Annotated in this window: 21 protein-coding genes, 1 tRNA gene and 1 pseudogene; 17 read left to right on the forward strand and 6 right to left on the reverse strand. The window is 73.0% G+C overall.

The features are described 5' to 3' along the window. Window positions 1–24: 24 nt before the first annotated feature. Window positions 25–1755, forward strand: coding sequence for a 2-isopropylmalate synthase (gene leuA / locus Q0858_RS05035; RefSeq protein ID WP_299051654.1), 1731 nt, complete (start codon window positions 25–27; stop codon window positions 1753–1755). Here the strand turns inward: leuA and Q0858_RS05040 are convergent. Beyond that, window positions 1742–4669: a PAS domain S-box protein gene (locus Q0858_RS05040; RefSeq protein WP_299051656.1), complete on the reverse strand. Its 2928-nt coding sequence runs from the start codon at window positions 4667–4669 to the stop codon at window positions 1742–1744. The two genes, leuA and Q0858_RS05040, sit on opposite strands and share 14 nt — an antisense overlap. A gap of 131 nt (window positions 4670–4800) precedes the next feature. Between Q0858_RS05040 and Q0858_RS05045 the strand changes: the two genes are divergently transcribed. Together Q0858_RS05045 and recO are read left to right on the forward strand one after the other, a co-directional pair. After that, window positions 4801–5709: an alpha/beta fold hydrolase gene (locus Q0858_RS05045; protein ID WP_299051658.1), complete on the forward strand. Its 909-nt coding sequence runs from the start codon at window positions 4801–4803 to the stop codon at window positions 5707–5709. Window positions 5710–5716: 7 nt separating this feature from the next. After that, complete coding sequence (gene recO / locus Q0858_RS05050; RefSeq protein ID WP_299051660.1) at window positions 5717–6463, forward strand: DNA repair protein RecO; 747 nt, start codon at window positions 5717–5719, stop codon at window positions 6461–6463. 40 nt (window positions 6464–6503) lie between these two features. On the opposite strand, the gene Q0858_RS05055 is transcribed toward recO, so the two are convergent. Continuing rightward, window positions 6504–6959, reverse strand: a complete 456-nt coding sequence (locus Q0858_RS05055) for a MarR family transcriptional regulator (RefSeq protein ID WP_299051662.1) — start codon at window positions 6957–6959, stop codon at window positions 6504–6506. A 189-nt stretch (window positions 6960–7148) separates the two neighbouring features. Between Q0858_RS05055 and Q0858_RS05060 the strand changes: the two genes are divergently transcribed. After that, window positions 7149–7904, forward strand: coding sequence for an isoprenyl transferase (locus tag Q0858_RS05060; RefSeq protein ID WP_299051664.1), 756 nt, complete (start codon window positions 7149–7151; stop codon window positions 7902–7904). 309 nt (window positions 7905–8213) lie between these two features. Here Q0858_RS05060 and Q0858_RS05065 read toward each other — a convergent pair whose 3' ends face one another. The 4 genes from Q0858_RS05065 to Q0858_RS05080 are packed head-to-tail and all read right to left on the reverse strand — an operon-like array spanning window position 8214 to window position 11518. Continuing rightward, complete coding sequence (locus Q0858_RS05065; protein WP_299051666.1) at window positions 8214–8648, reverse strand: Fur family transcriptional regulator; 435 nt, start codon at window positions 8646–8648, stop codon at window positions 8214–8216. Beyond that, complete coding sequence (locus Q0858_RS05070) at window positions 8635–9648, reverse strand: metal ABC transporter permease (protein ID WP_366915988.1); 1014 nt, start codon at window positions 9646–9648, stop codon at window positions 8635–8637. Before Q0858_RS05070 ends, Q0858_RS05065 begins: the two co-directional genes overlap by 14 nt. After that, entirely contained in the window at window positions 9645–10469 is an 825-nt protein-coding gene (locus Q0858_RS05075) for a metal ABC transporter ATP-binding protein (RefSeq protein WP_299051667.1), read from the reverse strand. The genes Q0858_RS05070 and Q0858_RS05075 overlap by 4 nt, the downstream gene beginning before the upstream one ends. A gap of 17 nt (window positions 10470–10486) precedes the next feature. After that, complete coding sequence (locus tag Q0858_RS05080) at window positions 10487–11518, reverse strand: metal ABC transporter substrate-binding protein (RefSeq protein WP_299051669.1); 1032 nt, start codon at window positions 11516–11518, stop codon at window positions 10487–10489. A gap of 61 nt (window positions 11519–11579) precedes the next feature. Between Q0858_RS05080 and Q0858_RS05085 the strand changes: the two genes are divergently transcribed. From Q0858_RS05085 to Q0858_RS05140, 13 genes and pseudogenes are all read left to right on the forward strand, one after another. Continuing rightward, window positions 11580–11906, forward strand: coding sequence for an antibiotic biosynthesis monooxygenase (locus tag Q0858_RS05085; protein ID WP_299051671.1), 327 nt, complete (start codon window positions 11580–11582; stop codon window positions 11904–11906). A 203-nt stretch (window positions 11907–12109) separates the two neighbouring features. Then, window positions 12110–13510: a glycine--tRNA ligase gene (locus tag Q0858_RS05090; protein WP_299051672.1), complete on the forward strand. Its 1401-nt coding sequence runs from the start codon at window positions 12110–12112 to the stop codon at window positions 13508–13510. Between the two features lie 41 nt (window positions 13511–13551). Further along, window positions 13552–14322, forward strand: a complete 771-nt coding sequence (locus tag Q0858_RS05095; protein ID WP_299051673.1) for a hypothetical protein — start codon at window positions 13552–13554, stop codon at window positions 14320–14322. Next, a complete protein-coding gene (dusB, locus tag Q0858_RS05100) occupies window positions 14319–15470 on the forward strand; it encodes a tRNA dihydrouridine synthase DusB (RefSeq protein ID WP_299051674.1) in 1152 nt (383 codons plus the stop codon). The genes Q0858_RS05095 and dusB overlap by 4 nt, the downstream gene beginning before the upstream one ends. A gap of 157 nt (window positions 15471–15627) precedes the next feature. Next, complete coding sequence (locus tag Q0858_RS05105) at window positions 15628–16554, forward strand: hypothetical protein (RefSeq protein ID WP_299051675.1); 927 nt, start codon at window positions 15628–15630, stop codon at window positions 16552–16554. A gap of 46 nt (window positions 16555–16600) precedes the next feature. After that, complete coding sequence (locus Q0858_RS05110) at window positions 16601–17890, forward strand: deoxyguanosinetriphosphate triphosphohydrolase (protein ID WP_299051676.1); 1290 nt, start codon at window positions 16601–16603, stop codon at window positions 17888–17890. A gap of 5 nt (window positions 17891–17895) precedes the next feature. Beyond that, entirely contained in the window at window positions 17896–18819 is a 924-nt protein-coding gene (locus Q0858_RS05115; RefSeq protein ID WP_299051678.1) for a 2-hydroxyacid dehydrogenase, read from the forward strand. 79 nt (window positions 18820–18898) lie between these two features. Further along, window positions 18899–19084: pseudogene (locus Q0858_RS21505) on the forward strand (CHC2 zinc finger domain-containing protein); the annotation flags it as partial. Between the two features lie 417 nt (window positions 19085–19501). Then, entirely contained in the window at window positions 19502–21745 is a 2244-nt protein-coding gene (dnaG, locus tag Q0858_RS05120) for a DNA primase (RefSeq protein WP_366915992.1), read from the forward strand. Further along, on the forward strand, window positions 21742–22257 hold the full coding sequence (locus Q0858_RS05125) for a hypothetical protein (protein WP_299051681.1): 516 nt from the start codon (window positions 21742–21744) through the stop codon (window positions 22255–22257). Before dnaG ends, Q0858_RS05125 begins: the two co-directional genes overlap by 4 nt. Before the next feature lie 108 nt (window positions 22258–22365). Continuing rightward, window positions 22366–22441, forward strand: a tRNA-Asn gene (locus tag Q0858_RS05130). A gap of 49 nt (window positions 22442–22490) precedes the next feature. After that, entirely contained in the window at window positions 22491–23216 is a 726-nt protein-coding gene (locus Q0858_RS05135; RefSeq protein ID WP_299051682.1) for a potassium channel family protein, read from the forward strand. 150 nt (window positions 23217–23366) lie between these two features. Then, the gene (locus Q0858_RS05140; protein ID WP_299051683.1) at window positions 23367–24974 is read left to right on the forward strand and encodes a family 16 glycosylhydrolase; all 1608 of its coding nucleotides are present in this window, start codon (window positions 23367–23369) and stop codon (window positions 24972–24974) included. Window positions 24975–24984: the final 10 nt, after the last annotated feature.

The following is a 24984-nucleotide window of genomic DNA, read 5'->3' on the forward strand; positions in this document are numbered from 1 at the left end:
CTCCGCACAGACGAGGACCACCCGATGCCGTTCCAGACCCCCGAAGCCCGCCAGAAGCCCAGCGGGATGCCCGTCGGGCGCTACCGCGCCTTCCCGCCGATCGACCTGCCCGACCGCACCTGGCCCTCGCAGACCATCACGCAGGCCCCGCGCTGGCTGTCGACCGACCTCCGCGACGGCAACCAGGCGCTGATCGACCCCATGACGCCGACCCGCAAGGCGGCGATGTTCGACCTGCTGGTCCGCATGGGCTACAAGGAGATCGAGGTCGGCTTCCCGGCGGCCAGCGAGACCGACTACGCCTTCGTGCGCCACCTCATCGAGGGTGACCGCATCCCCGACGACGTCACGATCTCGGTGCTGACCCAGGCCCGCGACGACCTGATCGAGCGCAGCATCCAGTCGCTCGTCGGTGCGCGCAAGGCCACGGTCCACCTCTACAACGCCCTCGCCCCGCTGTTCCGCCGCGTGGTGTTCCGCGCCGACCGTGACGAGGTCAAGGACATCGCCGTCCGCGGCACGCAGATGTTCATGAAGCACGCCGAGAACCTGCTCGACGCCACCGTCATCGGGTTCGAGTACTCCCCGGAGATCTTCACCGGCACCGAGCTGGAGTTCTCCGTCGAGGTCTGCGAGGCCGTCTGCGACGTGTGGCAGCCCGACGACCACCGCGAGATCGTGCTCAACCTGCCCGCCACGGTCGAGATGTCCACGCCCAACACGTACGCCGACCAGATCGAGTGGTTCTCCCGACAGCTGACCCGGCGTGACGCCACCGTCATCTCGCTGCACCCGCACAACGACCGTGGCACCGCGGTCGCCGCGACCGAGCTCGCCCTGATGGCCGGCGGCGACCGGGTCGAGGGCTGCCTGTTCGGCCACGGCGAGCGCACCGGCAACGTCTGCCTGGTCACCCTCGGCATGAACCTGCTCAGCCAGGGCGTCGACCCGATGATCGACTTCTCCGACATCGACGAGGTCCGCCGGACCGTCGAGTACTGCACCCAGCTGCCCGTGCACCCCCGCCACCCGTACGCGGGGGACCTCGTCTACACCGCCTTCTCCGGCTCCCACCAGGACGCCATCAAGAAGGGCCTCGAGGCGCTCGAGGTCGAGGCGGCCGCCGCCGGTCACGACGTGTCGGAGCACCCGTGGGAGGCGCCGTACCTGCCGATCGACCCGAAGGACGTCGGCCGCAGCTACGAGGCCGTCATCCGCGTCAACAGCCAGTCCGGCAAGGGCGGCGTCGCCTACCTGCTGAAGGCCGAGCACAAGCTGGACCTGCCGCGCCGCGCGCAGATCGAGTTCAGCCGCGTCGTGCAGGAGCGCACCGACGCCGAGGGCGGCGAGCTCACCTCCGCGCAGATCTGGGAGGTCTTCTCCGCCGAGTACCTGGACCGCACCGCCCCCCTCGCCCTCGACTCCGTGCAGACCTGGTCCGAGGCGGGCGAGGAGGACGGCCTGCGGGTCGGTGTCCGCGTCGACGGCGAGCCGATGACGTTGCACGGCTCCGGCAACGGCCCCATCGCGGCGTTCGTCGAGGCGCTCGCCGGCCTGAAGGACGCCCACGGCGACTCCTTCGACGTCCGGGTCCTCGACTACGCCGAGCACGCCCTGTCGTCGGGCGGCGACGCCATCGCCGCGGCGTACGTCGAGTGCGCGGTCGGGGAGAAGGTGCTGTGGGGCGTCGGTCTCGACGCCAACATCGTCACGGCGTCGCTGAAGGCCGTGACCTCGGCGGTCAACCGCGGTTGAGCCGCCCCGTCCGCGGCCGGCCGGCGGGTTCGCCCGCCGGCCCGGACGCCGACCCGCCCGCCGGCTCGGCTGCGGCCTCGGCGGCCGGTCGCGGCAGCGCGGCCGGCGCCGGGCTGTCCTGGAGCGGTAGCCGCACCGAGAACGTCGTCCCGGCCAGGTGGGCGGAGCGCACGAGGATGCGGCCGCCGTGCGCGGCGACGACCGAGTGGACGATGGACAGGCCGAGCCCGGTGCCCTGGATCGCACGCCGCTGGGCGGTGGTGGACCGGAAGAACTTGGTGAACAGCCGTGACTGCTCCTCGGCGGGGATGCCGATGCCGGTGTCGCTCACCGCGAGGACGGCCTCGCCGGCCTCGGCGCTGACGCAGACCTCGATGCGGCCGCCGTCGTCGGTGAACTTCACCGCGTTGCTGACGAGGTTCACCAGCACCCGGTCCAGGTGCTCGGCGTCACCGTGGACGACGACGCCGTCGTCCTCGGGCAGGCGGTAGGTGACGGCGAGGTCGCGGCCGTGCAGCAGCGGGACGAGGGTGTCGCGGCTCCGCTCGACGAGGGCCCCGAGGTCGACCCGCTCACGGCCCAGCTCGGCGGCGCCCGACTCCAGGCCCGAGAGCGTCAGCAGGTCGTCGGCGAGGCCGATCAGACGGTCGGCGTTGCGGGCGATCGCGTCGAGGAAGGGCGCCTGGTCGTCGCGGGGGACGTCGACGGTCCCGTCGCGCAGCATCTCGGTGTACCCGACGATGCTGGTGACGGGCGTGCGCAGCTCGTGGCTGACCGTCGAGACGAAGTCGTTCTTCGCGTGGTCGAGGGCCTGCAGCCGCTCGACCGCGGTCCGCTCCTTCTCGAGCGCCTGCATCAGCAGCTGCTGGCTCTGCCGCTGCTCGGTGACGTCACGGCCGATGCACAGGAAGCCGACGCCGAGGTCGGGGTCCGCCACGATGCTGAGCGTGGTCGACACGGTCCGGGCCGTGCCGTCGGTGTGCAGCCACTGGAGGTCCTCGGGCACGGGCGGCTGCCCCGGCGCGATGTCCAGCGTGAGCCGGAAGAACGACTCCTCCGCCGTCTGGAGCGTCGGGTCGACGCCCCAGCGCTCGAGGCACTGGCCGGGGTCGAAGATGCTGACGAACGGGGAGCCGACGGCCTCCTCGGCGGTCCGCCCGAGCAGCCGCTCCGCGCCGGTGTTGAAGAAGGCGATGCGGCCGTCGGCGTCGGCGCCGATGATCACGGTGGTCATGGCCGCCTCGAGCAGCTGGCTGACCATGAGGCGCTGGCGGCGCTCGTCGGTCACGTCGATGCCGGTCATGATCAGCAGGTTCGGGGTGCCGTCGGGGTCGCGGGCGAAGTCGGTGCTCCACAGCACGCGTCGCCGTCCTCCGTCGCGGCAGAGCAGCTCGGCCTCCGAGGACGGCGGCAGCTCGGAGTGGGGCAGGTCGGCGATGGCGCGACGCAGGGTGCCCTGACGGTCGGCGGGCAGCAGCTCCCACACGAAGCGGCCGACCAGCTCCTCCTCCTCCCAGCCGAGCATGCTGGTCGCGGCGGGGTTCGCGGCGACGAGGATGCCGTCGACGTCGACGATGAGGATCAGGCACGCCGCCGTCTCCGCCACCGCGCGGCTGAGCTCGCGCTCGCGGTCGGCGTCGCGGTGGGCGTCGCGCACGGGGGTCAGGTCGACCAGCTGGGCGGACCGGACGCCGTCGCCCTCGGGATCCCGGGTGCCGGAGACCGCGAGCCCGATGCGGGTGCCGGGGCGGCCGTGCAGGCTGACCTCGTCGCGCCACGGGTCGCCGTCCTCGACGCACTGGCGCACGAGCGCGGGGTCGAGCTCGAAGAGGTCGTGGAGGTGGCGGCCGAGCACCTCGTCCGTGCGGCCGCCGATCATCTCGCCGGCCACGTCGTTGAGGTCGACCACGACCAGGTCGCCGTCCTCCTCGTGGAGCTGCAGGAGGCCGACGACGGACTCGGAGAAGCTGCGGCGCAGGCTCCGCTCGCTGTCCAGCACGCGCAGGAGGAGCTCGCGACGCTGCTCGAGCGCGAGGGCGAGCGGCAGCGCGACCAGCACCGCGCAGATCACGTACGACTGGGTGAGGGCCGCGTAGAAGTACGCGGCGTACAGGTCGCCCGAGGTGGAGGCGAACAGGCCGACGCCGAGCCGGGCCGCGACCGTGATGCCGATGGCGAGGACCAGCAGCTCGACGACCACGACGCGGGTCCCGAGCCGGAGCCCCGCCCACACCAGCAGCGGCAGCGGGGCCAGGGCCAGCAGGCCCGCGCTGGTCGGCTCGGAGACAGCCAGGACCAGGGCGAGGACGAGGGCGACCGCCTGGACCGTCGTCTCCAGCCGCGGCGGGCGGGAGCGTCGGCCCCGGAAGGCGAGCGCCGCGGAGACGACGGTGAGGGTGCCGGCGAGGTGTGAGGCGGTGGTGTTGCGCAGCATCGCCAGCAGGCCGTCCTGGCCGTCGGCGGCGACGGCGGCGACGGCGATCAGGGAGCAGGCCAACGCGCCGAGGGTCGAGGCGAGGGCGATCCGCCAGAAGTCGTCGAGGCGGGTCAGGGGCCCGTCCTGCGGCGAGCGGGTCACGCCCAGCATCGACCGCAGGACGACGGTGGCGACGCCGATCTCGGCGAGCACCGCGACCCCGAACGGCAGGGACAGCTCGAGGCTCCGCCCGCCCAGCCAGATGGCGAGGGTCGAGACGGGCCAGGACAGCAGCACCAGGGCGGTGGCCGTCCGGCGGGAGCCGAGGAAGGCGAGGACGACGGCGAGGCCCGACGCGGGCCACCAGGACGAGCTGGGTGCTCCGGCCGGGGCCAGGCCGACCGAGCTCCAGGTCAGGACGAAGACCCCCAGCAGGCCGAGCGGCACCGCGAGCCGCGCCGACACGGCGTGCAGATGCTGCTCCAGGACCCGGGACATACACCGAATACTCATCGCTGCGGGAGCCCCGCTCCAGTGACTTGAGGAACCCTTGCGGAAGTCTCACGCCGACCCACGGGGCGACGTCCCGAGGCCCGGGACGGCCCCGTCGCCCGCCGTAGGGTGGCCGCGTGCCCACCGCAGCCCCGCCGCTCGTCTCGGAACGCATCGGCCAGTTCTTCGTCGGCGACGACGGCTCGCGCGACCGCCTGGAGTACACCGAGTACGGCGCCGGGGAGGCCTGGGTCGTGCTCCTGCACGGCCAGCTGATGCCGCGCCGCATGTGCCAGCCGCTCGCTCGCTCGCTGGCGGCCGAGGGCCTCCACGTCGTGACGCTCGACCTGCTGGGCCACGGTCGCTCCGACCGACCCGCGGACCCGCTGGCCTACTCGATGACGGCGTTCGGGACCCAGGTGGTCGCGCTCCTGGACCACCTCGGCGCCGAGCAGGCGGTCGTCGGGGGCACCTCCCTGGGCGCCAACGTGTCGCTCGAGGTGGCGGTCGCGGCCCCGGAGCGGGTCCGGGGGCTGCTGCTGGAGATGCCGGTCCTCGACAACGCGCTCGAGGCCGGGCTCATCGCCTTCGCCCCGCTCATGCTGGCGGCGCGGTTCCTTCCGTGGACCGTCGCGGGGGTCCGGATGCTCACGCGGCCGGTCCCCCGCGGGTTGGTGCCCTTCTGGACCGGCATCGCCCTCGACACCCTCGACCAGCGCGCCGACTCCCTGGCCGCGGTCGTGCACGGGATCTTCTTCGGCCGGATCGCGCCGCCGTCGGTCGAGCGCCGCCGGATCACCGCGCCGGCCCTCGTCGTGGGCCACCCCTCGGACCCGATCCACCCCGCGGCCGACGCCGCGATGCTGGCCGGGGAGATGTCGTCCGCGGAGTTCGTGCGCGCCCACAGCATCCTGGAGTGGCGCGCCCGCCCCGCACGCCTCGACGCGATCGCCGGCGCGTTCGCCCGGGAGTGCTGGCGCTCCGCCGCGAAGCCCGCCCGTCGCCGGACGCGGCGTCCCGCTGGGGGGACCGCCGACCCGGCATGATGGGCAGGTGCCCGTCTACCGCGACGAGGCGGTCGTCCTGCGCACCCAGAAGCTCGGCGAGGCCGACCGCATCATCACCCTCCTGACCCGCCGGCACGGCCGCGTCCGCGCCGTCGCCCGGGGGGCCCGTCGTACGACGTCGCGGTGGGGCTCGCGGCTCGAGCCGTTCACCCACGTCGACCTGCAGCTCGCCCAGGGCCGCACGCTCGACGTCGTCACCCAGGCGGTCACCCTGGACCCGTTCTCCATCACGCTGCGCGCCGACTACGACCGCTACACCGCGGGCACGGCGATGCTCGAGACCGCGGAGCGGCTCGTGGTCGAGGAGAAGGAGCCGGCGGTCCAGCAGTTCCTGCTGCTGGTCGGCGGCCTGCGCGCCATGACGGGCGCCGAGTCCGCGACCGGCGTACGCCGGCGGCCCGAGGAGGTCCTCGACTCCTACCTGCTCCGCTCCCTGTCGGTGGCCGGGTACGCCCCGTCGTTCGAGGCCTGCGCCCGCTGCGGCGAGGTCGGGGAGCACCGCTGGTTCGCGCCGGCGGCGGGCGGGATGCTCTGCGGACGATGCCGCGTCCCGGGCGCCGCGACCGTCGCCCCCGGCACGGCGAGCCTCCTGGGCGCGCTGCTGGCGGGCGACTGGCCGCAGGTGGCGCTGGCCGGCGACCGGCAGCGACGCGAGGCCGGTGGCCTGGTCTCCGCCTACCTGGCGTGGCACCTCGAGCGTGGGCTCCGCTCGCTGGCCCACGTCGAACGGTGACGGGGGCCCTGTCCGGCAGCGGCCGGGCGGCTCAGGTGGCTCAGGCCGGCGAGGTGTCCTTGCGGCGGGTCCAGTCGGCGACGTCGTCGTTGAAGCGGGACAGCAGGCGCAGGAACGAGACCTGGTCCGCCTCCGGCCAGCCCTGGAGCATGGCCTCGAGGGCGGCCTGTCGCGCCTCGCGGGCGCTCGCGACCGTGTCCCGACCGAGGTCGGTCAGGTGGAGGATGGTCGCCCGCCGGTCGGACGAGTCCTGGGTGCGCTCGACCAGCCCGAGCCGGGAGACGGTCTGGACCTGCCGGGTGACCGTGGACGGATCCAGGTCGAAGGCCTGGGCGATCCGCCCGATGCGTTGGGGCCCCTCGTCGTCGAGGAGGCAGAGGATGGAGTAGCTGGAGCGCTCGATCTCGGCGTCGCTCGACCCGGCGACGTGCAGCCGCGGGTTGCGACGGTGCAGGGTCAGGAGCTGCTGCTCGATGTCGGCGTTGATGCTGGACACGGGTGGTCACCTTTGTGCGGGGGACGGTCACGACGTGGGGGGAGACTCCCACTTTAGAGGGAAGTGTGTGTTTCAACTATCCATGAGCGGTCCTAGAACACTGAAGATGTCCGCAAGGCTCCATGAACGGCCCGGCGACGGCCCGCCGCGTGGGACAGCGGTGGTCGGACCGTGAGGCGTCGAGCGCCGGTGCGCACGCCCGACCCCCACCCGTCCGGAGCGACGCCGCCCCCCGTGCCGGCCGACCTCGTGCCCGCCCACGTGGCGATCGTCATGGACGGCAACGGGCGCTGGGCCAAGGAACGCGGGCTGCCGCGCACCGCCGGGCACGAGCGGGGCGAGGACTCCTTGTTCGACGTCGTCCAGGGCGCGATCCAGGTCGGCGTGCGGGCGGTGTCGGCGTACGCCTTCTCGACGGAGAACTGGTCGCGCTCGCCCGACGAGGTCCGCTTCCTCATGGGGTTCAACCGCGACGTGATCCGCCGTCGACGTGACGAGATGCACGAGCTCGGCGTCCGGGTCCGGTGGGCCGGACGGCGTCCGCGCCTGTGGCGGTCGGTCGTCGACGAGCTCCGGGTCGCCGAGGAGATGACCAAGGACAACGACGTCCTCACCCTCACGATGTGCGTCAACTACGGCGGGCGTGCGGAGCTCGCCGACGCCGCGCGAGCGATCGCCCGCGAGGCGGCCGCCGGGCGGCTCGACCCCGAGCGGGTGGGGGAGCGGACGCTGGCGCGGCACCTCTACGTCCCCGAGCTCCCCGACGCGGACATGGTCTGGCGCACGTCGGGGGAGCAGCGGCTCTCCAACTTCATGCTGTGGCAGGCGGCGTACTCCGAGATGGTCTTCACCGACGTGCTGTGGCCCGACGTCGACCGGCGCGACCTCTGGGCCGCCATCGAGACGTACGCCGGCCGCTCGCGGCGCTACGGAGGGGCCGTCTGAGGCGCTCGGACCAGGTTCGACCGCCGCGCGGTGATCGAGGTGCGAGCGTCGCGCAGCGACCGAGCCACGAGATCTGGTGAGACGTACGACGCCCCTCGCCGGGTCTCGTGGCCCCTGCGCTCCTGCGTCGCTCCGGGACACCTCGACCTCCGGCGCGGCCGGTGGTCTCGACGACGCGCGCTCGCTGCGCTCGCGTGCTGCTCGACCAGCTGGAGCCCGGAGGCCCGACCCGGAGATCGAGGTGCGAGGGTCGCGCAGCGACCGAGCCACGAGGTCCCGCGCGCCGACCGGCGCGGTCCGGGTGGCAGGTCACGCAGAGGCGGCGCAGTCGGCGCAGGTGCCGAAGAGCTCCAGGGTGTGGGCGACGTCGACGAAGCCGTGCTCGGTGGCGACGGCGGTGGTCCACCGCTCGACGGCGGGTCCCTCGACCTCGACGGTGCGTCCGCAGCTGCGGCAGACGAGGTGGTGGTGGTGGGTGCCCGAGCAGCGGCGGTAGATGGCCTCGCCGTCCTCGGTGCGCAGCATGTCGACCTCGCCGGCGGTCGAGAGGCGCTGCAGGGTGCGGTAGACGGTGGCGAGGCCGACGCGGTTGCCGCTGCGGCCCAGCATCTCGTGGATCTCCTGGGCGGAGCGGAAGTCGTCGAAGGACTCGAGGGCCTCCGCCACGGCGCGCCGCTGACGGGTGGGTCGCCCCCCGCCGGTGTCGGCGGTCTCCTTCTCGGCGCTCGCGTCAGTGCTCGTCATAGTGACCTCCATGAGGGGCGTGTCGGTGCCCGTCGTGAAGGTAGTCGACGTGGTCGCCGTGCTCGACCGCCGGATGGCCGCACCCGTCGCCGTGCTCGTGGCCGTGCTGCTCGACCGCGTGCGCGCCGGCCGGCACCGCGACGGGCAGCGTCTCCGCGGCGAACGGCACCCGCAGCGCCCGCCGCCGTCGTAGCCAGACCCCCACGGGCCAGGTCACGACGAAGCCGGCGAGGGCGACCAGGACGATCGTCGGGCCGGGGGCGACGCGGGCCGAGAAGGACAGGTACGCCGCCAGCAGCAGCCCGCCGAGCGCCGCGCCGAGGCCGAGCACCATCGCCATCCAGACCGTCCGGCGGAACGAGCCGGCCAGCTGCTGCGCCGTCGCGACGGGGATGATCATCAGCGCCGAGACGAGCAGCAGGCCGACCGTCCGCATCGCGACGGTGACCGTCACGGCCGCCATCACCGCGACCAGGACGTTGTAGGCCCGCACGCGGAGCCCGGCGACCCGCGCGAACTCCGGGTCGTGGGTGACGGCGAACAGCTGGGGGAGCAGGCCGACGGCGACCACCACGATCACCGCGGCCAGCACCATCGTGAACCACACGTCCGCCACCGAGATGGTGGTGATCGCGCCGAACAGGAACTCCTGGAGCCGGCTCGCGGACTCGCCCGCCACGCCGGTGATCAGCACGCCGCCGGCCAGGCCGCCGTAGAACAGCAGGGCCAGCGCGACGTCGCCGCCGGTGCGGCCGTACTCCCGGATGACCTCGATCGCGACCGCGCCGAGGACGGCCACGACGACGGCCGTCCAGGTGGGGGAGGTGCCGGTCGCGAGGCCGAGCGCCACGCCGGTGACGGCGACGTGGCCGATGCCGTCGCCCATCAGCGACAGCCGGCGCTGGACCAGGTAGATGCCGACCAGGGGCGCGGCGAGACCGACGAAGACGGCCGCGATCAGGGCGCGCTGCATGAACTCGTACGACAGCAGCTCGATCACGGGCGGCCTCCGTGCTCGTGGGCCGCGGCGCCGAGGCCGTCGACCGGGGCGCCGAGGTAGGGGAGGTGGTCGTGGCGGACCGGGCGCTCGTGGTGGTGCCCGCCCGCGGGGTCGTGCGCGCCGGCCACGTCGTCGGTGATGCGGCCCTCGCGCACGGTGATGGTCCGGTCGACCAGCGGTGCGAGGGGCCCGAGCTCGTGGGTGACCAGGACGACGGTCGCCCCGGCGTCCGAGACGACGCCCAGCGCGTCGGCCAGCGCCTGCTGGTTGGCGGCGTCGACACCGGCGGTGGGCTCGTCGAGCACGTACAGGTCGGGTCCGGAGACGAGGGCGCGGGCGATCAGCACCCGCTGCTGCTGCCCGCCGGACAGCGTCGTGACCGGGTCGCCCGCCCGGTCGGCGAGCCCGACGACGGCGAGGGCCTCGTCGATCGCCGTGCGGTCGGCGCGGCGCAGGGGGCGCAGGACGGACCGGTGCACGAGGCGGCCGGACGCCACGACCTCCCACACCGAGGCCGGCACGCCCGACCCGGCGCCCGAGCGCTGCGGGACGTAGCCGACGCGTCGCCAGTCGGAGAAGCGCTGCTGGTCGGTCCCGAACAGCCGGACGGAGCCCGAGGTGACCGGGCGGAGCCCGACGACGGCGCGAATCAGCGTGGACTTGCCCGAGCCGTTGGCGCCGACGACCGCGACGAACTCCCCGGGGCGCACCACCAGGTCGACGTCCCGGAGGACGGGTCGCCCACCCAGCACGACACCGCCGCCGAGGACCTCGACGACGGTCTCGACATCGGCGCCGTGGGCGTCAGGGGCGGCCGTCACCGGCCGCGGGACGGACCTCAACAGCCGTTCGCCGCCTGCAGGGCCGTCAGGTTCGAGCGCATGAGGGAAAGGTAGTCCTGATCCGCGGTCTCGTCGCTCAGGCCCTCGATCGGGTCCAGGGTGGCCATCTCGACGCCGAGGTCGTCGGCGAGGGACTGCGCGGCCTCGGGGCTGGCCAGCGTCTCGGAGAACACGGTGGTGACGCCCTCCTCGCGGGCGAGCTCCTCGATCTGGGCGCGCGCCGCCGGCGTCGGCTCGGCGTCCGGGGTGAGACCGGTGATGGCCTCGAACTCGAGGCCGTACTTGCCCAGGTAGCCGAAGGCGCCGTGGTTGACGACGACCAGGTCCCGCTCGCAGGAGGCGAGCCCGTCGGCGTACGCCGTGTCGAGGTCGGTCAGCTCCTCGCGCAGGGCCTCCGCGTTGTCGGTGTACGTCTGCGCCCCGTCGGGGTCGATGTCGCCCAGGGACTCGGCGACGGCGTCGGCGAGGTCGGCCATGCGCACCGGGTCCTGCCAGAAGTGGGGGTCCAGATCGCCGTGGTCGTGGTCGTCGCCCTCCTCGGAGTGGGCCTCGTCCTCGTGGGCGTGGTCCTCCTCCTCGGCGTGATCCTCCTCGGAGTGGCCCTCCTCGGAGTGGTCGTGCTCGTCCTCCTCGGAGGCCGGGATGAGGTCGACGACCTCGGCGGCGTCGAGGGTGTCGGCGGGGCCGTTCTCCTCCACGGCGGCGTCGACGGCGACCTGGAAGCCCGACTCGAAGACGACGAGGTCGGCGTCGCTGACCTGCGCGGTCTCGCCGATGCCGAGCTCGAGGTCGTGGGGCTCGGCGCCGGGGGTGGTGAGGTTGGAGACGTCGGCGCGGTCGCCGGCGACCTGCTCGGTCGCCCACGCCAGCGGGTAGAAGGCCGCGACCACCTGCGGGGTGCCGTCGGACGCGGCGGCCGCGCCGTCGTCCGAGCCGGTCAGCGCGCCGCAGCCCGACAGGGTCAGGACGGCCGCGAGGCCGAGGGCGGCGGGCGTGAGCAGGGCACGGGAGCGGGACCGACGAAGCATGACAACGATTCTCACTGGGACTGAGAATCGATGTCAAACCGGCGTCTGGTTGGCTGGAGGGGTGCTCGTCCTCAGCAGGTTCCGGGTCGCCGACGCCGACGTCGTCTCCTTCCGCGCCGACGTCGATGCGGCGCACGCGCTGCTGGCTGCGCGGCCCGGTTACGTCGGCGGGGAGGTGGGGCGCAACGTGGACGAGCCCGACCTCTGGGTGCTGTCGACGCGCTGGGAGAACGTGGGCTCCTACCGCCGCGCGCTGTCGTCGTACGACGTGAAGCTGGGGGCCGTCCCGCTGCTCTCACGGGCCGTCGACGAGCCCAGCGCCTACGAGGTCCTCGAGCCCGGAACCACCGGCAACGACCCCGGAGCCCGCTCGCCAGGAGCCCGCTGAGGGAGGCGCACGCTGCGTGACGCGCCGGGCGCGCGCTGGCGGCCTCGACGTCACTCGACGCACCTCGGGTGCGCCGTCGCTCCGTCGAGTTGCCATCGCGGGCCCCTCGCGCCACTCGCTTGCGCGCCTCCCTCAGCAGTCTCCTAGGCTGACCCCTTGTGCGTCCGGCAGCCGGTCGGGCGCCGAACCCCAGGAGTCAACCCGTGGCCAAGCCGCCCCCCAGCACCCTCGACCAGGTCGTCTCCCTCGCCAAGCGGCGGGGCTTCGTGTACCCCTGCGGCGAGATCTACGGCGGCACCAAGTCGGCCTGGGACTACGGGCCGCTGGGCGTGGAGCTGAAGGAGAACATCAAGCGCCAGTGGTGGCGCGCGATGGTCCACTCCCGCGACGACGTCGTCGGCCTGGACTCCTCGGTGATCCTCCCGACCCGCACCTGGGAGGCCAGCGGCCACCTCAAGACCTTCTCCGACCCGCTGGTCGAGTGCCAGTCCTGCCACAAGCGGTTCCGCGAGGACCACCTGCAGGAGGAGTACGCCGGCCGCAAGGACGTCGCGGACCCCGACACGGTCGACATCAACGAGTCCGTCCCCTGCCCGAACTGCGGCACGCGTGCGGCGTGGACCGAGCCGCGGCAGTTCAACATGATGCTCAAGACCTACCTGGGCGTCATCGAGGACGCCTCCGGCCTGCACTACCTGCGCCCCGAGACCGCCCAGGGCATCTTCCTGAACTTCGCCAACGTGGTGACCTCGAGCCGCCAGAAGCCGCCCTTCGGCATCGCCCAGATGGGCAAGAGCTTCCGCAACGAGATCACGCCCGGCAACTTCATCTTCCGCACCCGCGAGTTCGAGCAGATGGAGATGGAGTACTTCGTCAAGCCCGGCGAGGACGAGGAGCTCCACCAGCACTGGATCGACACCCGCACCGCCTGGTACGTCGACCTCGGCATCGACCCCGCGAACCTGCGCCACTTCGAGCACCCGAAGGAGAAGCTCTCCCACTACGCCAAGCGCACCGTGGACATCGAGTACCGCTTCGGCTTCTCCGAGCGGGACTTCGAGGAGCTCGAGGGCATCGCGAACCGCACCGACTACGACCTCTCGCAGCACAGCACGCACTCCGGTGTGGACCTGTCCTACTTCGACCAGGCCGCGGGCGAGCGCTACCTGCCGTACGTCATCGAGCCCGCCGCCGGCCTGACCCGCTCGCTGATGGCGTTCCTCATCGACTCCTTCTCCGTCGACGAGGCCCCGAACACCAAGGGCGGCGTCGACAAGCGCACCGTCCTGCGCCTGGACCCGCGCCTCGCGCCGATCAAGGTCGCCGTCCTGCCGCTGTCGCGCAACGCCGACCTGTCGCCCAAGGCCCGGGACCTCGCCACGGAGCTGCGCCGCACCTGGAACGTCGACTTCGACGACTCCGGCGCGATCGGTCGCCGCTACCGCCGCCAGGACGAGGTCGGGACGCCGTACTGCGTGACCGTCGACTTCGAGACCCTGGAGGACGGTGCGGTGACGGTGCGCGAGCGGGACACGATGGCGCAGGAGCGGGTCAGCCTCGAGGGCATCTCCGCGTACTTCGCCACGCGTCTCCTCGGCTGCTGAGAGCGCCACGGAGAGGCTGGCGCTGCGGCATGATCACCCGTGTGACCCGACGTCCGACCACGCCCCTCGTGGCGACCGCGACGCTGCTCGCCGTCGTCGCCCTCGCGGGCTGCTCTTCGGGGCAGGAGGAGCCGGCCGAGACCCAGGAGTCGTCGTCCGGCCCGGCCGACGGCCCCGACCTGGACCCGGCGGCCGACGCCTACCCCGACGTGCCCGGTGCGCCGGAGCTGACCCCGCCCGGCACGGAGCTGGGGTACGGCGACGAGGCCGAGGTGGCGTGGCAGCCCCGCGAGGGCACCGTCGGCGCGCTGAAGATGAAGGTCATCGAGGTCGAGGAGACCACCCTCGAGGAGTTCTCCGCGTTCGAGGTGAACAGGGCCGTCAGCAGGTCGCGCCCGTACTTCGTCACCGTCCGCGCCGAGAACGTCGGCGACACCGACCTCGGCGGCGTCGGCATCCCCCTCTACCTGCTCGACAGCCGCGACACCCTCGTCGAGCGCTCGGTGTTCGGCAGCGAGTTCACCGCCTGCCCCAGCGAGCAGCTGCCCCGCCGCTTCCGCACCGGCGACGTCACCAGGACGTGCCTGGTGTTCCTCGCGCCGCAGGGCAGCGAGGCGGAGGCCGTCACGTTCCGGCCGACCGAGGAGTTCGACCCGATCACCTGGACCGGGGAGATCACCGAGCCCCGGACCGGCAACCAGGGCAACCAGGGCAACCAGGGCGGCGGTCAGGGCGGCGGTCAGGGCGGCGGTCAGGGCGGCCAGGGCGGCGGTCAGGGCGGTCAGGGCGGCGGTCAGGGCGGCGGCGGGTGACCGCGCCCGCGGCCACCGCCCACCCGGGCCTCGACGTCGGCGGGCTGCACCTCGACGTCCCGGTGGTGCTCGCGCCGATGGCCGGGGTCACCAACGCGGCGTACCGCCGGCTCTGCGCCGAGCAGGGCGCCGGCCTCTACGTCTGCGAGATGATCACCTCCCGGGGGATCGTCGAGCGTGACGAGCACACCCTGCGGATGCTCGTCTTCGACGAGATCGAGACCACCCGCTCGGTGCAGCTGTACGGCACCGACCCCGTCTACATGGGCAAGGCCGCGGAGATCCTCTGCGCCGAGCACGGCGTCGGCCACGTCGACCTGAACTTCGGCTGCCCCGTCCCCAAGGTCACCCGCAAGGGCGGCGGGGGAGCGCTGCCGTGGAAGCGGGGGCTGCTCGCCGAGATCCTCACCTCCGTCGTCGCCGCCTGCACGCCGTACGGCGTCCCGGTGACGATGAAGACCCGCCTCGGGCTCGACCGCGACCACCTCACGTACGCCGACGCCGGCCGCATCGCCCAGGAGTCCGGGTGCGCCGCGATCGCGCTGCACGGGCGGACCGTCGAGCAGTCCTACTCCGGGGAGGCGGACTGGGGGCCCATCGCCGAGCTGGTCGACGCCCTCGACATCCCCGTCCTCGGCAACGGCGACGTCTGGGAGGCCGACGACGCCCTGCGGATGGTGGAGACCACCGGCGCGGCGGGCGTGGTCGTGGGCCGCGGGTGCCTGGGCCGTCCCTGGCTGTTCGCCGACCTCGCCGCCGCGTTCACCGGCGCCCCGAGGCCGCCGCTGCCCACCCTCGGCGACGTCGCGGCCATGATGCGCCGTCACGCCGAGCTGCTGTCCGCCCTGATGGGTGAGCCGCGCGGCTGCACCGAGCTGCGCAAGCACGTGTCCTGGTACCTCAAGGGCTTCCCGGCCGGCGGCGAGCTGCGTCGCGCCCTGGCGACCGTGGGCTCGCTCGCCGACCTCGACCGGCTGCTCGCCCAGCTGGACCACACCGCGCCGTACCCGACCTCGGAGCTGGGCGCCCCCCGCGGCCGTCAGGGGTCGCCGCGTCGCCGCGTCGCCCTCCCCGAGGGGTGGCTGGACGACGCCGACGGCGCCGGGACGGGCGTGCGCGAGGACGCCGGGGAGACCTCCGGGGGCTGAGCGCACCCGCGCGAGGGATCCAGGTGACCCCTACCACGGGGCCCGGACGCGATTGGGCGGGCCTCGGTGGTCTGTGTTTGACTCGGGCCTTCTGCCGGGTCCTCCCCCCTTGTCACCCGGCCGCCCCCGTGTCAGCAACAGCAGAGGAAACCGCGCTGTGGCAAAGCCCCGCCCCAAGCACCGCGCCGCCAAGCACCGTGCGGAGCGACCGCCGTCGTCACGCCCCCGCGTCGCTCTCGTCGCCGCCCCCGTCGCCGCGACGGTCACCGTCGGCGCCATCGGCTTCGGCCTGTCGGCCGGCGCCCAGGACGACGTCCGGGTCGTGGTGAGCGAGGCCAGCGGCTTCGAGAGCATCAGCGAGCGCGCCGTCAGCGGCACGAGCCGCTCCGGCGACCGTGAGTCGGAGGCGCCCGCCGAGGACGCCGCCGAGGAGCAGGCCGCCCAGCGCGAGGCCGCCCAGGAGCGCCAGGCCGCGCAGGAGCAGGCCGAGCTGGAGGCGACGGAGCAGGCGGTCTCGCAAGCCGACACGCAGCTCTGGACGACCACCGAGCTGAACCTGTGGACCGAGCCGGAGGAGGCCGAGGCCGAGCAGCTCGGCGTCCTCGAGGGCGAGAAGAAGGTCCTCGTGACCGGTCGCGCCGAGGACGGCCGCGAGGAGATCGTCGTCGACGGCGAGTCCCGCTGGGTCACCGCGGGCTACCTGTCGGAGGAGAAGCCCGCCGAGACCGGCCTCGACGTCGACTGCACGAACGGCAGCTCGTACGCCACCCCGGTGAGCCAGAACATCGTCGACGTGCACCGCGTCGTCTGCGGCAACTTCCCGGAGATCACGACGTACGGCACGCTCCGCAGCGACGGCGAGCACGCCCAGGGCATCGCGATGGACATCATGGTCTCCGGCGACCGGGGCTACGAGGTCGCGAACTTCCTGCAGGCCAACGCCGCCGAGCTCGGGATCAACTACCTCATCTACTCCCAGACGATCTGGTCGGTCGATCGCGCCTCCGAGGGGTGGCGCGGCATGGAGGACCGCGGGTCCACCACCGCGAACCACTACGACCACGTCCACGTCACGACGTACTGACCGTCCTGCGGTCGTGACCGGTGCCCGCACCGGTAGCGTCCCGCCGGTGGTCCTCGAGGCGTCGTACGACGAGCAGGCGCGCGAGCGGTTCGTCGGTGAGCCTCCGAAGCGCGTCGACTCCCCGGACCGGACCGCCTTCGAGCGGGACCGCGCCCGGCTCGTCCACGCCGCCTCGACGCGGCGTCTCGCGGCCAAGACGCAGGTCGTCGGGCCGGGGACGGACGACTTCGTCCGCAACCGGCTGACCCACACCCTGGAGGTCGCCCAGATCTCGCGGGACCTGTCGCGTGCGCTGGGGTGCCACCCCGACGTCGCCGAGTCGGCAGCGCTGGCCCACGACCTGGGGCACCCGCCCTTCGGGCACAACGGCGAGCGGTTGCTGGCCGAGGTCGGCGGTGCCTGCGGCGGGTTCGAGGGCAACGCCCAGACGTGGCGGCTGCTGACCCGGCTGGAGTCGAAGACCGCCCGCCCGGACGGCCGGTCCGCCGGTCTCAACCTCAGCCGCGCCGTGCTGGACGCGTGCACCAAGTACCCCTGGACCCTCGACGAGGCCCGCGCGACCGGCCTCACCCCCGGCGGCGCGCACGGCGACGGCTCCCCGCGCGTGGTCGTGAAGTTCGGGGTGTACGACGACGACCACGACGTCTTCGCCTGGATGCGCGACGGCGTCGAGGGGCGACGCCAGTGCGTCGAGGCGCAGGTGATGGACCTCGCCGACGACGTCGCCTACTCCGTCCACGACGTCGAGGACGGCGTCGTCGCGGGTCGGGTCGACCTCGCGGAGGTCCGCGCCGACCCCGCCGCGGTCTGGGAGACCGTGCGGTCCTGGTACCTGCCGGACGCCGACGACGCCTCCCTCGACGCGGCCCTCACGGACCTCGCCGGGGTGGCGGGCTGGCCGACCGCGCCGTACGACGGCTCCCGCGCCGGGCTGGCCGCGCTGAAGAACCTCACCAGCGACCTCATCGGGCGCTTCTGCCAGTCGGTCCAGGCGGCGACGGCCGAGGCCTCCGGAGGTGGACCGCTGGTGCGCCACGCGGGCGACATCGTCGTCCCCGGGGCGACCCTCACCGAGATCGCCGTGCTCAAGGGCATCGCGGCGCACTACGTGATGCGGGCCGAGGACCGGGTGGCGCTGATGGGCCGTGAGCGCGAGCTGCTGGCCGAGCTCGTCGCGGCGCTGCTCGACCGCGGCCCGGACGCGCTGGACGCGCCGTTCGCCGACGACTGGCGCGACGCCGGCGACGACCCGGCGCGGCTGCGGGTGGTGCTGGACCAGGTCGCGTCGCTCACCGACGCCAGTGCGCTGGCCCGCCACCGGCTCCTCGTAGGGTGACCCGCATGACCGGTACCGACCCCCTGGTGTGGCTGCCCTTCGACCCCGCCGAGCTCGGCGACCTCCCCGCGGGGCTGCGCTACGAGCAGGTCGACCCGGTCCGCGACGAGCTGCCGTCGTCCAAGGACGAGGTGCGGTTCCTCGTGCCGAACTACCAGCTCGGCGGCCGCATCGGTCCCTTCCTGGCGCAGCTCGGTTCGCTCGAGGTCATCCAGACCCAGACCGCCGGCGTGGACGACGTCCGCCCCCACGTGCCGGAGGGCGTCACCCTCTGCAACGGTCGCGGCATCCACGACGCCTCGACCGCCGAGCTCGCGGTGACGCTGACGCTGTCGGTGCTCCGCGGCATCCCCGGCTTCACCCGCGACCAGGACCGCGCGGAGTGGAACCACGGCTGGCGCCGCTCGCTGGCCGACCGGCGCGTCATGGTCCTCGGGTACGGCAGCATCGGCGCGGCCGTCGAGGCTCGTCTCACCCCGTTCGAGTGCGAGGTCGTGCGGGTGGCCCGCTCGGCGCGCGAGGGCGTCCACGCCTTCACCGAGCTCCCCGACCTCCTCGGTGACGTCGACGTGGTCATCGTCATCGTCCCGCTGACCGACGAGACCCGTGGCATGGTCGACGCCGACTTCCTCGGCCGCCTGCCGGACGGTGCCCTCGTCGTCAACGTCGCCCGCGGTCCGGTCATCGACACCGAGGCGCTGCTCGCCGAGCTGCGCGCCGAGCGCCTCCACGCCGCCCTCGACGTCTTCGACACCGAGCCGCTGCCCTCCGACCACCCGCTGTGGACGGCCCCGAACGTGCTGATGACGCCCCACGTCGGAGGCACCAGCAGCGCGATGCACCCCCGCGCCTACGCCCTGATCCGCGCCCAGCTCGCCCGCTTCGCCGCGGGGGAGCCGCTCGAGAACGTGATGACCGGCGCCTACTAGGTCCGAGGCTGCTCGAGGTCGCTCGCGGGCCTGGGGACGGCCGCGGCGGGATGTCGGCGCCCGGCCGTAGGGTTGCCGTGTGGCAGGCCGGATCCGCGAGGACGACATCGCTGAGGTGCGCGAGAAGGTGCGCATCGAGGAGGTCGTCTCCTCCTACGTCACCCTGCGCAACGCCGGCGGCGGCTCCCTGAAGGGGCTCTGCCCGTTCCACGACGAGAAGACCCCGTCGTTCAACGTGAACCCTGCACGCAACTTCTTCCACTGCCTCGCCGGGGAGACCCGGGTGCTGACGTGGGAGGGAACGCGACCGATCGCGGAGCTCGCCGGCGGCGAGCACCGGATCCTGAGCGCCTCCAACACCTGGGTGACCGCGCCGTTCCGCAGCTATGGGCACCAGCGGCTGCACCGCATCACGATGACCCGCAACAGACAGGTCAAGGAGCTCTACGCCACCGACGGCCACCGGTGGTTCGTCCGTTCCGGTGCCCGTGGGACCGGGAGGCGGGAGAAGGTGACGACGTCGCTCCGGGCCGGTGACCGCCTGGTGTCCGTGTTCCCCACCATGCGCGTGCGGCGCACGACGCCGTCGCCGTTCGGCATCGCGCACGGGTTCACGTACGGCGATGGCACCCGGTCCGGCACGGGATCGATGGCACAGCTGTGCCCGCCGAAGGACCTCGCGATGCTGAAGTGGTTCCCGAACAGCCACACGAGCGCCAAGGACGAGAACCTGCTCGTCCACCACCTGCCGCGGTTCTTCAAGGACCTCCCACCGCTCGACGAGTCGGTGTCCTACCTCTACGGCTGGCTGGCTGGGTACTTCGCGGCAGATGGGTGCGTGGCCGACGACGGGACCGTCATGCTGAACTCGGCGGACCGGCGAGACCTGGAGTTCGTCCGCGACGTGTGCACCCGTCTCGGGATCGACACCTACGGGATCACGACGCAGAGCAGGGTCGGGTTCGAGGGTCGCGAGCCCAGCGACCTCCACCGCGTCCACTTCGTCAACGAGACCCTGACTAAGGCGTTCTTCCTCCTGGACGAGCACCGCCGCCGCTTCCTCGAGGCCGACAAGTCCTTCGCGCGGCGCGGCTGGATCGTCCAGGGGGTCGAGGAGACCGACCGGGTGGAAGAGGTCTTCTGCGCCGAGGTGGAGGACGGTCACGCCTTCGTCCTCGAGGACAACATCCTGACGGGCAACTGCTTCGGCTGCCAGGAAGGCGGCGACGCGCTCGCCTTCGTGCAGAAGATGGACGGCCTGAGCTTCGTCGAGGCCCTCGAGCGGCTGGCCGACATGGTCGGCGTCCAGCTGCGCCGCGAGGAGGGGGACGACGAGCCCCGAGGCCCCCGCGGCCCCGGCCGGCAGCGCCTGGTCGAGGCGCACACCGTGGCCGAGACCTTCTACCGCGAGCAGCTCGGCACCCCCGACGCCGTCGAGGCCCGCCGCTTCCTGGACTCCCGCGGCTTCGACCGCGCCGCCGCCGAGCAGTTCGGCGTCGGCTTCGCGCCCCGCGACGGCGACGCGCTCCTGCGCCACCTGCGCGCGCGCCGCTTCACCGACGAGGAGTCGGTCGCCGCCGGTCTCGTCGCGCAGGGCCGCTCGGCGTACGACCGGTTCCGTGGCCGCCTGCTGTGGCCGATCCGCGACGCCGGTGGCGACACCATCGGGTTCGGGGCGCGGCGCATCTTCGACGACGACCGGATCGACGCGAAGTACCTCAACACCCCCGAGACGCAGATCTACAAGAAGAGCCGGGTGCTGTACGGGCTCGACCTCGCCCGCAAGGCGATCGGCCTGCACTCCCAGGCGGTGATCGTCGAGGGTTACACCGACGTGATGGCGTGCCAGCTGGCCGGTGTCCCGACCGCCATCGCCACCTGCGGCACGGCGTTCGGCGAGGACCACGCGAAGATGCTGCGCCGCTTCCTGCACGACCACGACGAGTTCAAGGGCGAGGTGATCTTCACGTTCGACGGCGACGAGGCGGGGCAGCGGGCCGCGGTCAAGGCGTTCTCGCTCGACCAGAGCTTCGTGTCGCAGACCTACGTGGCCGTCGAGCAGGAGGGTCGCGACCCCTGCGACCTGCGTCTCGCCGAGGGCGACGAGGCGGTGCGGGAGCTCGTCGCGACCCGTGCGCCGCTGTACCGGTTCATCCTGGGCAACATCTTGAAGAACTACGACCTGGACCGCGCCGACGGCCGCGTCGACGCGATGCGCGAGGCCGCGGAGCTGGTGGCCTCGATCCGCGACCAGTCCAAGGTGACCGCGTTCGCCCAGGAGGTCTCCCGCATGATCGGCGCGGAGATCGACACGAACGTCGTCCTCGCGCAGGTCCGCCGCGCCGCCGCCCGGGGGCCCGAGGTCAAGGCCGCGCCCCGTCGTGACCGGGTCGACGCCGACGCGGCGACCCCGGAGGCCCCCCGCCGGGAGTCCGCGCCGCGGCCCGACCTCCGCGACCCGCGCTTCGGGCTCGAGCGCGAGACCCTGAAGCTCGTGGTGCAGCACCCCGGCGTCCTCGGACGCACCGTCGACGACCTCGACGTCGACGACTTCACCCACCCGACCTTCCGTGGCGTCTGGGAGGCGGTGGCGGCCTGTGGCGGTGCCCGGGCGGGCGCGGGGGACACCGGCTGGGCCTCGCGCCTCACGGAGGCCGCCACGGACCCCGCGGCACGCTCCGCCGTGAGCGCCCTGGGCGTCGAACGGATCCCGGTCGCGGGGGACCCCGACTCCTCGTACGCCGCCGCCCACGTCACGAAGCTGCAGGAGCTGACGGTCCTGCGCCGGATCCAGACGCTCAAGTCACGCCTGCAGCGCACCAACCCGGTGGAGCAGCAGACCGACTACAACCGCATGTTCGGCGAGCTCGTCGCCCTCGAGCAGCAGCGCCGTGCGCTGCGCGACCGGTTGGTGGCGGAGCAGTGAGCTTCCTGGACCGCCTGCGACCCGGCGCCCGGGAGCGCGCGCCCGAGGTCGCGAGCGCGGCGGGGGAGCGGCTGCTGGCCTGGTCGCGGACGAACGGCGGGGAGCACCCGGACGACGTGGTCGCGGGCACCCGCGACGCCCTGCACCTCCCCGGCGCCCACCGGGTGCCGTGGGAGCGGGTCGAGACCGCCGACTGGGACGAGGAGTCCAGCACGTTGCACGTGGTCGAGGTCGGGGCCGGGCGCGCCGAGCACCGGGTCGTCCTCGGGGAGGCCGGGCTGCTGCTCTCTCTCGTGCGGGAGCGGGTCACCGCCTCGATCGTGCTCCAGCGCCACGTCGCCGTGCGGGGCCGCCGCGGCTTCTTCGTCATCGCGCGCCGGCCCCCCGCGGGCGAGAGGACCGTGTCCTGGACGCTGCGCCACGACGCCGGCGTCGACCCCGACGACCCCGAGGTGCGCCGCGCCGCCGCGGACGCGCTCGACCGCGCCCGGGGCGACATCGGCGCGGACTGAGGCCGGTGGCCGGACCAGGTCGCGAGGACCCGATCCGATTGGTGGGCCCGCCCGGCCGGTTGCTACTGTTGCGCGCGCTGCCACCGCTTCGGCGTCACCGCGGAGCGATCCCCTGTAGCTCAATTGGCAGAGCATTCGGCTGTTAACCGGAGGGTTGCTGGTTCGAGTCCAGCCGGGGGAGCCAGGAGTCCCGGGCGCGTCGTCGCCCGGGACACCTCTCTAGGCTTCCGCCCGTGGCTCCCGATCGCAGTGCCTGGGAGCGCCGCACCGAGTGGGCGCTCATCGTCGCGGCCCTGGTGTTCCTCGTCGCCTACGCCTGGCCCATCCTCGACCCCGACCTCCCGGAGCCCGGACGGCGGGTCGCCTCGCTGACGGTCACGGTGGTCTGGGTGGTCTTCGGCGTCGACTACGTGGTGCGCCTGGCCGGCGCCGCCGATCGCCGTCGGTGGTTCGTGCGTCACCTGCCGGACCTGGCGATCCTGGTGCTGCCGCTGCTGCGACCCCTGCAGCTGCTCCGGCTCCTGACGCTGGTGCAGGTGCTGAACCGGTCGGCCGCCGGTCGCCTGCGCGGCCGGGTCGCGCTGTACGTCGTCAGCGGCGCCGTCGTCCTCGCCGCGGTCGCCGCCCTGGCGGTCCTCGACGCCGAGCGGGGTGCCCGTGGCGCACTGATCACGACGTACGGCGACGCGCTGTGGTGGGCGGCGGCCACGATGTCGACGGTGGGGTACGGCGACGTCTACCCGGTCACCGGCACGGGCCGTGTGGTCGGCGTGCTGCTGATGATCGGCGGGATCACCCTGCTCGGCACCGTGACGGCGACCCTGGCCTCGTGGCTGGTCGAGGCCGTGCGCGACGAGCAGGACGAGTCCACCCGCGAGCTGGACGCGTTGCGCGTCGAGGTGGCGCGGCTCTCCGCACGTCTGGAGGCCAGTGACGGGAGTGACACGAGAGGCTCCTGAGGCGTTTCTGGCCCGTGTGAGCCATCGATAATCGCAGGTCACACGGCGTGTCGCTGACTTTTGCGGTTTTCCTGCAACAACCCAGAGGAGACCTCACGATTTCTCTCGTGCCCGACCCCGCGGGCACCCCGAAGCCGGAGAAGTCGCCCCATGTCTCTTCCCTCAGGATCCAGCACCCACGGTGACACCCGTCGCCGTGTCCGTCGTCTGCTCGCCGCCTCCAGCGCCGCGCTCGTCGTCGCTGCCGGGACGGTCTCGACCGAGGCCGCGGCGACCACGGTCCCCTCGACGGGGACCCTCGCCGGCGCCCCCCTCAGCAGCGCAGCCCAGGCCGTCGAGCCCGGTGTCGCCGAGGGTGACTGGAAGCTGCTGGACACCGAGGACTTCACCACGCTCGACCGCGACCGGTGGCACGTCTACGACTCCCGCTCCTCGGGCGACGCGTCCCACACCTTCCGTCCCTGGCGGGCCAAGGTCCGCAAGGGGGCCCTGCGGCTCAGCGGAGGATCCGGGAAGAACGGCGTCTGGTCGTCCGGCACGGTCGGCGGGTGGGGCTGGGACGCCGGGAACCTGCGGCAGGGGCGCGTCGACATGCGCGTCATGACCGCGGCCGGTGCGGGCGTCGAGACCAACCTCATGCTCTGGCCCGACTCGCAGTCCGCGCCGCCGGCCCTCGAGCTCTACTCCAGCCCCGCCACCTGGGGCTCCCGCCAGCAAGCGGTGCAGCAGACGCACTTCCGGAAGGCCGACGGCACCAGCGCCCGCAAGTCCTCGACCCGCCGCGGCAACTTCACCCAGTGGCGCACGTTCAGCGTCCGCTGGGACGCCTCCAGGGTCATCTACCTCATCGACGGGGTCGTCACCCGCATCGACCGTACGGCCGAGCTGCTGCCGACGGGCCGGCTCTGGCCGCTGCTGCAGACCGTCGTCCACCGCAACGCCCAGGGCCGGGTCCCCGCCAGCGCCCAGGGCGCCACCACGAGCATCGACTGGATCAAGGTCTACGACTGGAAGCGGCCCGACGTCGGCACGGAGCCCGAGGAGCCGACCGACCCGGAGCCGCCGACCGAGCCGACCGGCGACTGGGTGAGCGTCGGTCGCGACGACTTCAACGGCAACGCCCTCGACACCAGCAGGTGGACGACGTTCTCGGGCACCCCCGGCTGCTGCGGCGACACCGTCTGGCAGGGCTCCCAGGTCCAGGTGTCGAACGGTGAGCTGGTCCTGCACAACCGGATGACGCCGGACGGCTGGCGCAGCGGTGGTGTCGGCGGGTGGAAGTGGAAGGAGACGGTGCGCCAGTACGGCCGCATCGACGCTCGCATCCGCTTCGACAAGGGCACCGGGTTCTCCGCGGCGGCGCTGACCTGGCCGACGGACGGCAGCTGGCCGCCCGAGATCGACTTCTACGAGATCTACGAGTCGCGCGGCAACCGCGACATGATGGCGCAGAGCACCCACTACAAGAGCCCGTCGTCCGCCACGGGCCGGGGCGTGGACCAGAAGTTCAACCACGGCATGGACTTCAGCAAGTACCACACCGTGTCCATGCGGTGGGCGGCCGACGAGCTGTCCTACTGGATCGACGGCCAGAAGGTCCACACGGTCCGCGACGTGACCAAGATCCCGCACAAGGCGATGTGGATCGGCTTCCAGACCCACGTGCACAAGATGAACGGGCAGTGGCCGTCCATGCCGGCCGGCCAGGACACCGTCGCGCTGCGCGTCGACTACGTCGAGGTCTTCAAGCAGAGGTGAGCTTCGAAGG

Origin of the sequence: uncultured Nocardioides sp. (assembly GCF_947489365.1) — a bacterium.
Taxonomy (GTDB): domain Bacteria; phylum Actinomycetota; class Actinomycetes; order Propionibacteriales; family Nocardioidaceae; genus Nocardioides.

Bases quoted from the DNA above. Each gene is read 5' to 3' on its own strand.
- dnaG (WP_366915992.1), top strand. From the start codon at position 19,502: ATGCTGAAGTGGTTCCCGAACAGCCACACGAGCGCCAAGGACGAGAAC.
- leuA (WP_299051654.1), top strand. From the start codon at position 25: ATGCCGTTCCAGACCCCCGAAGCCCGCCAGAAGCCCAGCGGGATGCCC.
- Q0858_RS05115 (WP_299051678.1), top strand. From the start codon at position 17,896: ATGACCGGTACCGACCCCCTGGTGTGGCTGCCCTTCGACCCCGCCGAG.
- Q0858_RS05040 (WP_299051656.1), bottom strand. From the start codon at position 4,669: ATGTCCCGGGTCCTGGAGCAGCATCTGCACGCCGTGTCGGCGCGGCTC.
- Q0858_RS05065 (WP_299051666.1), bottom strand. From the start codon at position 8,648: ATGACGAGCACTGACGCGAGCGCCGAGAAGGAGACCGCCGACACCGGC.
- Q0858_RS05140 (WP_299051683.1), top strand. From the start codon at position 23,367: ATGTCTCTTCCCTCAGGATCCAGCACCCACGGTGACACCCGTCGCCGT.
- Q0858_RS05080 (WP_299051669.1), bottom strand. From the start codon at position 11,518: ATGCTTCGTCGGTCCCGCTCCCGTGCCCTGCTCACGCCCGCCGCCCTC.